General features: G+C 54.7%; 8 protein-coding genes and 2 pseudogenes. 1 reads left to right on the forward strand and 9 read right to left on the reverse strand.

Annotated features, from left to right (window positions below; genetic code table 11):
- Positions 1-87 precede the first annotated feature (87 nt).
- Positions 88-325, forward strand: a pseudogene (locus tag C8K58_RS33140) (IS630 family transposase); the annotation flags it as partial.
- A 50-nt stretch (positions 326-375) separates the two neighbouring features.
- On the opposite strand, the gene C8K58_RS21945 reads toward C8K58_RS33140, so the two are convergent.
- The 9 genes and pseudogenes from C8K58_RS21945 to C8K58_RS21985 all read right to left on the reverse strand — a co-directional run.
- A complete protein-coding gene (locus C8K58_RS21945) occupies positions 376-1,470 on the reverse strand; it encodes a DUF2971 domain-containing protein (RefSeq protein ID WP_108574303.1) in 1,095 nt (364 codons plus the stop codon).
- Positions 1,471-1,595: 125 nt separating this feature from the next.
- Positions 1,596-1,865, reverse strand: a complete 270-nt coding sequence (locus C8K58_RS21950) for a hypothetical protein (protein WP_108574304.1) — start codon at positions 1,863-1,865, stop codon at positions 1,596-1,598.
- A 422-nt stretch (positions 1,866-2,287) separates the two neighbouring features.
- Entirely contained in the window at positions 2,288-3,019 is a 732-nt protein-coding gene (locus C8K58_RS21955) for a TIGR03747 family integrating conjugative element membrane protein (RefSeq protein ID WP_108574305.1), read from the reverse strand.
- Between the two features lie 90 nt (positions 3,020-3,109).
- Positions 3,110-5,215: a type IV conjugative transfer system coupling protein TraD gene (gene traD, locus C8K58_RS21960; RefSeq protein WP_108574306.1), complete on the reverse strand. Its 2,106-nt coding sequence runs from the start codon at positions 5,213-5,215 to the stop codon at positions 3,110-3,112.
- 8 nt (positions 5,216-5,223) lie between these two features.
- Complete coding sequence (locus tag C8K58_RS21965) at positions 5,224-5,739, reverse strand: integrating conjugative element protein (RefSeq protein ID WP_108574307.1); 516 nt, start codon at positions 5,737-5,739, stop codon at positions 5,224-5,226.
- Positions 5,736-6,284 (reverse strand): lytic transglycosylase, encoded by a 549-nt coding sequence (locus C8K58_RS21970; RefSeq protein ID WP_108574308.1) that lies wholly within the window; start codon positions 6,282-6,284, stop codon positions 5,736-5,738. The genes C8K58_RS21965 and C8K58_RS21970 overlap by 4 nt, the downstream gene beginning before the upstream one ends.
- Positions 6,266-6,985 (reverse strand): TIGR03759 family integrating conjugative element protein, encoded by a 720-nt coding sequence (locus tag C8K58_RS21975; protein ID WP_108574309.1) that lies wholly within the window; start codon positions 6,983-6,985, stop codon positions 6,266-6,268. Before C8K58_RS21975 ends, C8K58_RS21970 begins: the two co-directional genes overlap by 19 nt.
- A gap of 9 nt (positions 6,986-6,994) precedes the next feature.
- Positions 6,995-7,666: a chemotaxis protein gene (locus C8K58_RS21980; protein ID WP_108574310.1), complete on the reverse strand. Its 672-nt coding sequence runs from the start codon at positions 7,664-7,666 to the stop codon at positions 6,995-6,997.
- Positions 7,663-7,884 (reverse strand): annotated as a pseudogene (locus C8K58_RS21985) (pili assembly chaperone); the annotation flags it as partial. The gene C8K58_RS21980 and the pseudogene C8K58_RS21985, both read right to left, overlap by 4 nt.

Consider the following 7,884-nt stretch of genomic DNA (forward strand, 5'->3'; position numbering starts at 1 on the left):
TTATATTGAGTTAGGGGCCTGCGCGCACTAAATGCTTGCGCGCATTGCACTGGGTTTCACGAAACGGGAAATGTAAATCGCTGCATTCTGGGGCCACCTCCACGCTACAACATTGACTTCACACCGACCTCTGCCTCTTGGTTGAGTTTGGTCGAGCGTTTTTTTCTCAACGCTGAGCGAGATGTATCAAGCGACAAGTGCACATTGGCTTCAAAAATCTAGAAATATCGATTGAGCATTACCTGAAAACTTACAAGCAGAAAAGCTATTCAGGTGGCATAAGAGGATCGATGACATCCTCGCCTCAGTCGCTCATGCAGTATGAGCACTGGGCAAGTGATTTTTCAGTTGCGCTTCTGAAACACCACACTCGCGTTAAGTTATACGGAGATCAGCCAACAACTTCTGCATTTCTTCTCCTTGGTAAACTCTCCTGCCAAGATTTCGATCAATGATCTTGGTCGCAGCGCTTACCTTCACCTTACCATGTGGTTCTAATACGGTGTTGAATGAGAAAAATCCGAGTTTCTCGTCAGCGTATTCCCTATTGCCGGCGATAGTCGCTTCAATGTAGCGCTGATAAGATTCTTCGATTCGTGGCCCGAAAATAATCCCTGTGATGAAGTTCGTGCCGTGATGCATGATTCTTTGTCTAGGACTTTTAAGCTTAATATCGCTCGCGGCCATATAATGAGTTTCTCCCTCTTGGGTAGTAAACATTCTCAGTTCGCCTTCATACTTCCAGAATGAGTTCTTCTGAAGAAAGGCTTCCTCCACCTTGGCTTTGCCTTTAGTTGCGCATTCTAGAATTGGTATTAGCTTGTCCGAGTCAATATATTTAACTTCGCGCAGCGGGTAAACCTCATATGTATCGGACATAAGATGGTGTCGAAGTTTGATTTCAGGCCCGTCTAGGCCGCCATATATCACCACGCAACCTTTGAATCCATCAGCGTAATGAGCCCACATCATCGAATCGAGGGCGTTTTTTGAGAACGAAACACTATAGAATTGATGATTGATTGCCCGAGCTATAAGTTCAGTCAATATAAGAATACACAATCTGGCGCGGTCTTTTTTCGATGCGCTTTCTGCTACGCCGGAGTCAGGAGGCGCTGAGTGCTCGATAATTGAACGCTCAAACAAGTCTAGTAACTCAACCTCCTTAATTTTAACCGCTTCGCGTACCGATCCAGTCAAAGAGTCAATCTTCACGTCTTTAAAAATTTCATTCAGTCTTAGTATCAGTTCTTCATCGTTGCATGACAGATGAAGAAGAATATTCCATGCGGGACTAATTGGTTTAGACGAGAGAAGATATTTCCAAAGTTCTGGGTCATCCTCAAAATAATATGATGCCTTGAGATCATTGGGGTCGTTCAGTTCATGATTGGCAGCAAAGTAGATCTCGTTATAGCGAACGGCTTTTTCAAAGTAAGCATTAGGTCTGTAGTATTTGAAAATAGGCATAATTACTCCGGGCGGTTAATATTGAATGCTTTGTGTTTATTTATATAAAAGCCGAACGGCACGTGCGCTTTAGCTTCAGAGGCCTTTGCAAGGATTTATGGAGGGTGAAAAGCACTAACGAAAAATCAAAAAAGATTAATTCCTTTGTGAAGCAAAAGAATTTGACCCTCATTGAAAAATTGTTGACGCCTTTCATCCAGAGGCACGATTGCAAAGGAAGTAACTTCTAAATACTCCCCCTTCAAGAGCTCGCCTCCTATTTCGAATTTGACCTCTGAAGGTTTCGTACGTCCTTCAAGAGCCCTTAAAACAGTCCCTATATCTCGCGCCTTGATGACATCAACAAAGAATCCGTCTTTAAGATAGATTTCAATTTTTCGGCTCTGATTCCTCACGGTACCTCCATGACCTCACTCAAATGGTTACTAATACTCAAAAAGCCTTCAATTGAGTAGACGATTCTGTGCCAATAACTGTATCGCACTTTTAGAAAACTATGGCATTAATTCATGCTCGTGGTCAAGATGATGATTCTAAAATGCCAAAAAATCCAAGCTAATTACTTTGGTCTAGGTAATAGGTGCGTGGGCACCCTGGTTATCTACAAAATAAGCTTCCAAATTGATTGATAAAAATTAATAGCATTGTTGCAGTCAATTGGTCAGATAGGCGAGCACTTACAATAGTGCGAGGATCATTGGTTTTTAGCTAAGGTGGGTGGGGAAAACTCAGCGCGTTTATTTAGTCTCTTTGTTTCTGTTAATGGTGAGCTGAGCATGGATTGAGCTAAAGAGAACGATTTATCTGACTCAGAACATTAGATGTATTTTTTGAACGTCGTTGCTGTGATAACCGTTGTTATCAACGCCATTGCTGAACAGGGCAAAAAAATGGCCATTGGATTGACTGAAAAAGGCAGGGACAGGTAGATGCCCCAGGGTACAAACAACAGGGGTATCACTGCTCGTTTAGCGCGGTGATAGACAAAGCTGCTCTCTCGTCCTGCTCCAAATTTCCGTAGATCGCGGCGCATCAAACCATCGATCAAACCCGTTAGCACGGCCATCAGAAACAAGGGTGTCGACAAAACCAGAATGGTCAGGCGCACGACGAAGGTGAAGCTGACATACACCGCTGCCAACACAAAATCCTCGATGCTCACGTAGAGCGAGTTGATCCAGCCCCAGAAACTGTTGTCATTGCTCGACACACGCGCTTGCTGGGCAAAACCAGCAAAACCAGTGTTGACCAACAACCACTGATTGAGAAAATCCAGCGCCTGGACAATCGTTTGCCTGGGTTGTTGAATGAGTAATGAGGATTTGAAGTGTTCGCTGAGCCAACCTAACTCACTGGTTAGCATGGCCTGGCTGTGTCGCCAGCCTTGATCGCCCCAGAATAGTAGCAAACCTGCGAACTCCATCAGGATCGAGAACAGCAGCGAGGCAATCAGCAAACCAATGATACGTAACACCAGGGTGATCGTTGAGACAATCAGTCCTGGGTGTTGGATCGGCTGTGGCGGTGTATTCTGTATGGAGGTCGCCATCTTTCACTCCGTTGCGCGTTGCAGTGTTGGCGTCGACACGACGCATTCTGGATCTTTTTCTGTCGAATCGAAACCTGCCGCGGGTGCGGACTACCCCACCTGATCCCAATCGAAGTTTGTGGTTGGGCCGCCCCCACTGGTAGTCCACCATTGGCCCGCCTGCTTGTTGTAGGTCGCGCGCATTCGCTGGGCGAGTTCCTGCAGATCCTGGGGCATGGCGTCGTCCTTCGAGGGCTTTGGTAAGGGCATGCGGACTTTCCAGAGCTGACCACCGGCCTGGAAGGAGAACATTTGCCCCTTGGGCAAACTGACGATGTGCGCAGGCTCGATCAGCGGCACACTGGTGCTGCTGACGCGGTCCTGTGAGGACGAGGTGAAGTCCGTATTGGCCTCAGGATCGGAGGTGTCGGTGGCGCCCGACACCAGGGTTTTGCTCAGCACATTGACCTTGGGCAACTGCTGGGTGAGCAGCTCCGCAGTGGCGGTTTCACGCACCCGCAGCATCTGCAGGGTATTGAAGTTGCCGATGACCTGCCCGGCCTTGGCGCGATTGCCAATGCGAGCTTCGATATCGCTGAGAGTCTGGGTGTAGGCGGTCACCTGGATGCCGGCGCCGCCACCCTTATTGATCAGTGGGATGAACTCATCACCCATCAACTCGTTGAACTCATCGGCGTGCAGGTTGATGGGAAGCTTGCTGGCACTTCTGTCTGATTGGGGCAGGCCATGGTCGATACCGTGTTTGTAGATATGTCCGGCGACCGAGACCAGGTCGGCGAACATGGAGTTGCCCACCGCGGCCGCCACCTCGGCGTCGGTCAGCGCATCCAGGCCGACATAAACGATGCCGCGTTTCCGGATAATCTGCATCCAGTCGAAAATTGGCCGCGGGTCATCTAAATCGGTGTAGTTGGGGGCCAGTAACTGCGCGGTCTTGCCGGTGGTGAGTTTCTCCAGCAGCGGCAGTAGCGAGGCAACGATTTTGTCGAAGTAAGTACGGTCGTAGCGCACCGCCGAACGCAGTCCGTCCAGCACCGGATCAAATACCCGTTTTGCCGCCAAATATTGTTCGATGGCCACCACCCGCTTTTCGCGTCCTACCATATGCCGGGGAATGTTCTTCTCGGTGAGCTTGCCTTCGAGCTGGACGATTACTTCCCACGCCTTCGGGTCGGTCTTGGCGAAAAACTGCTGGGCGTACTCGATGAACAGGGCGTCGATGTTGACCACATGTCGCTGGATCTGCAGGTAGTCCGGACGCCGGCCCAACTCGATCAGAGCGCGGGCGATGATGTTGACGAAACGCCAGGCGAACTCACGGAAGGCCGCCGAGTTGCCTTCACCGCTGAGCTGCCCGGCGATGCGCGACGCCACTTCCGAAATACGCCCGAAACGTCCTACGGCGTTGTAACGCGCGGAGATCTCTGGCCAGCCTAGGTGGAACACATAGAATTCCTTTTCCCGACCGGCGCGCTTGGCTTCGACGTACATCCGCTTGAGCAAATCGGCATCGCCCTTCGGATCGAAAACGATGACCACCTCATGTTCGACGCGGTGAATGTCCTGGGTGATGTACACCTCGGCGAGTCGCGTCTTGCCGACGCGAGTAGTGCCCAACACCAGGGTGTGTCCGACCCGTTCGCCCAGTGGCAGACTGACCTCCGTTTCTTTGGGCTCGACCCCATGCAACAGCGGCGAGCCACCTACCGGGGGCAAAGGGCGCAACGGATTGAAGGCACTGTCCCAGGCGATGACACGGGCCAATGTCGAGAGTGGAAACGGTGCGTGCTCCAGGCGCCGTTCGAGTCCACGTGCCAGACGGTAACAGATCGGTTGGTCGACATAGTGGGCGACCGCCGGATCCTGGGCCTCGACCAGGCGCTGAGTGTGCAGACGGGTCCAGCGAAAGCCGCGGCCCATGAACAGACGCTTGCGGCTGACCGGAATCTGCCGACTGGTCAGCTCGTAGCGGGGCAGCCGACGGATATTGCGTCGATAACGCAGCACCTCCCAGGCTTGTCGCAGCCGGATAAGGCCGAACAGGGTATAGGCCAGCGCCGCAACCAGACCGATCTCCGGTGACAGGGCCACAGCCCAGGGCGAGTACACGCACAACACTGCGGCAGCGACGCAGATCGCTACCGTGTACAGCTCCACCGCTGGCCGGAGCTTGGATTCCATCGCATGCTCGGCCATGACCTGACTCACTGTTCCAATGAGGTAGCGGTGATCAAGACGGGGTAGTGCTCAATCTGCAGGCGGGTGGCGATGTCGTTACCGTTGACCGGCAGGATGGTGATGCCCGTAGCGGCTGCTCGAATCCGGGCCAGGGCTTCAGTATCGGCCACTTCGACGGCGAGGCCTGCCGCGCCCATTTCCTGCAGTTCAGTCGCACGTTGACGCAACCAAGCCAGCGACTGGGGATCGTCACCGACCAGAAAAAATGGCCGCAAGCCCGGCATGTTCAGGGCGCGAGACGTGATTTGGCCGGGGCTCAAGTGAGAGCTGCGGACGGGCAGTATCCAGGTTTCATCGGCAAAGGTGGACAGGTCCGCATGCATGGCCCGATCAGGCCGGATCTTGTTGTTGATTGGCGGCCTGGCAACCTGAAAATGGGGTCGGTTGAAGTCGCTAGGCCGATCCCCAGCTACGCTCAGTTCCGGCTGGGCGAAAGAAGCCAAGAGCAGGATGACATAGCAGATAAGGGATATTCGCTTCATGGTGGTGTGCCCTGTTTGAAGGAAACCTGCAGTCGTTCGAGTTGTCGGGAAAAGCCGGCGCGGTAACGCGCGGCTGGCGTTCCGCCTGCCGGGCGGTGATAGCGTCCGGCCGCTGACACCCAATCACCGGTGGCGGCGTGATGTTTCTGCAACAGTGCAGCGGTCACGGCGAGATTTCGGTAGGGATCGAGGGCTTCGCAGGGACTGGAAAAACGTTGCCCGTGGTAACCCAGGTTAGTTTGTCCAAGACCGACGTCGACCCGCTTGGGGTCATGTCGGGCGAGCGCCTGAAGCAAGGCGTGACATGCAGCCTGGCGAGTGGCGAAGCGGTAAGGACTACCGGCGATGTTCAGGGTCCACGGCCAGGGCAGCAGTCGATCACGGACGCGGAGTCCACTCTCCTGCAGGGCAATCGCGAACAGCACCGTAGAAGGGATGTTGGCGTCATGCGCCGCCAATTGATAGGCAGGAGGCGGAAGTTCGTCAGCCTGGACGGCGAGCACCGTCAGCATCAGCGCAAGACCACTCAGTCGAGGCGTTGCCATTGTCCATTCACCTGTTGAAATGTGGCAGGCAATGGCCCCGAGGCCCCTAGGCTGAACCAGCGACCACGGTCATGGTTCAGGGTGATCTGCCGGCGTTGAACCTTGGCTGGATCGATGTCCGCTTGCCGAGCCCAGCGACGGACGCGTTCATCCTCGCCTTGGCTGCCCACCAGGTAGATATCGAACGCCGTGTCACTGTTTTGCAAACGTTGTGCTTCAGCGGTGCATGCAGGGCAGTGGTCCTCCACAAACAAAGCCGGACGCGGCATGGCCGAAGAGCTGGTAGGGGACGTAGATGCCATGCCCTGGATCGGTAGTAGCCCGGGAAACAGCTTGGCCCAGGCCGCGGTGTAAGCGTTTTGGTAAGCCAACTCGCGCTCGGCGCGTTTGGCTTCCAGCGTTACCTGTAATTCGGCATAGCGCTGGCGCTCTTGGTCGGTCTGGGCCTCGACCCCGAGTGCGGTCAACGGATCGAGGTTCGGGCTCCAGAAACCGCGCGGGCCGGCTTGGATCTGTTCGAAGCGCGTCCACTCCTGCTCCGTCAGACCCCAGTTCGCCGCCTGTTCAGAGTCAGAGCGCCCCAGCGGAGCAGACTGCGTGTCCTGGGTCCGTGACTGTGCCGTGATGGGGTCGCCCATCGCAGCGCCCATGGCCAGTAACGAAGCGAGACAGACAACGGTGGGCAGTAGCGCTCTGTTCATGATCACTTCTCAAGGGAGGTGCACGGTCTGATCTGGCTGAGCGGTCACCGCGAAGATGGCTGAGTTCGGCTCCAGTACTTTTAGGTGCCAGGCGCCGAGCTGCTCGCCGCTATGCAGCAGCCGGACATCCATGAGCGAGCGACTGTCAGGAGGGGCAATCGCCAGAAAGCGCTCACCCCCGCGGGACTCGACACCCAACACCGAGAACGGTGGCGAGAGCGGGGCGGGTTTTGGGCGAGCCGTTTTTTTCGGCTTGGTCGCGGATAAACTCGGCGATGGGGGTGATGGCTGGGTCTTGAGGTCCAGAAGCTGCTGCTCGACGTGCTCAAGGCGTGCGCGCAGCGCTGTCAGGTCTGCCTGGGTGGCGCGGGCTGCGAGACCATCGCGCAGTTCCTGTATCTCTTGCGCCCACTGATCCAACATCGGATCGAGGGTATTGGCCTGTTGCTCACCAGTATCGACCATCTGCTTCAGGTCTTTCAGCGCGTACTGCAGTTTCTCCTGGGCGTCCTTGAGGGCGCTTGAATCATGTTGCAGGGTGTCCAGAGTTTGTAGGCGTTGGGTGTTCGTGCTCTGTAGTTCGGCCACGCGCTGATATTGGTTATACAAACCACCGCAGAGACCGGCGACCGCCAGGCAAAGTAAGCCGACAATAAGGGTTTGAAACGTTGAGGCTTTCATGGCCGCGCCTCCAATTGATGGGGCCAGACGGTTGCGATCAGCGCGACACCGGCCTCCGTTTTCTGCTGTTCGAAGCAGACCGAACGGCTGACTTCGTCGGTCGTAAGTTGCCAGGCGGGGCCAGCCAGCACTTGTAGGGCGTTGCGCAAAGGGATTGGCCCAAGCCGGTAATGGGCCGCGGGCAGGGGCCGAGTAAACAGCACCCTCACGGACGCGGT

The sequence above is a fragment of the Pseudomonas sp. GV047 genome (genome assembly GCF_003058245.1).
Classification (GTDB): Bacteria; Pseudomonadota; Gammaproteobacteria; order Pseudomonadales; family Pseudomonadaceae; genus Aquipseudomonas; species Aquipseudomonas marginalis.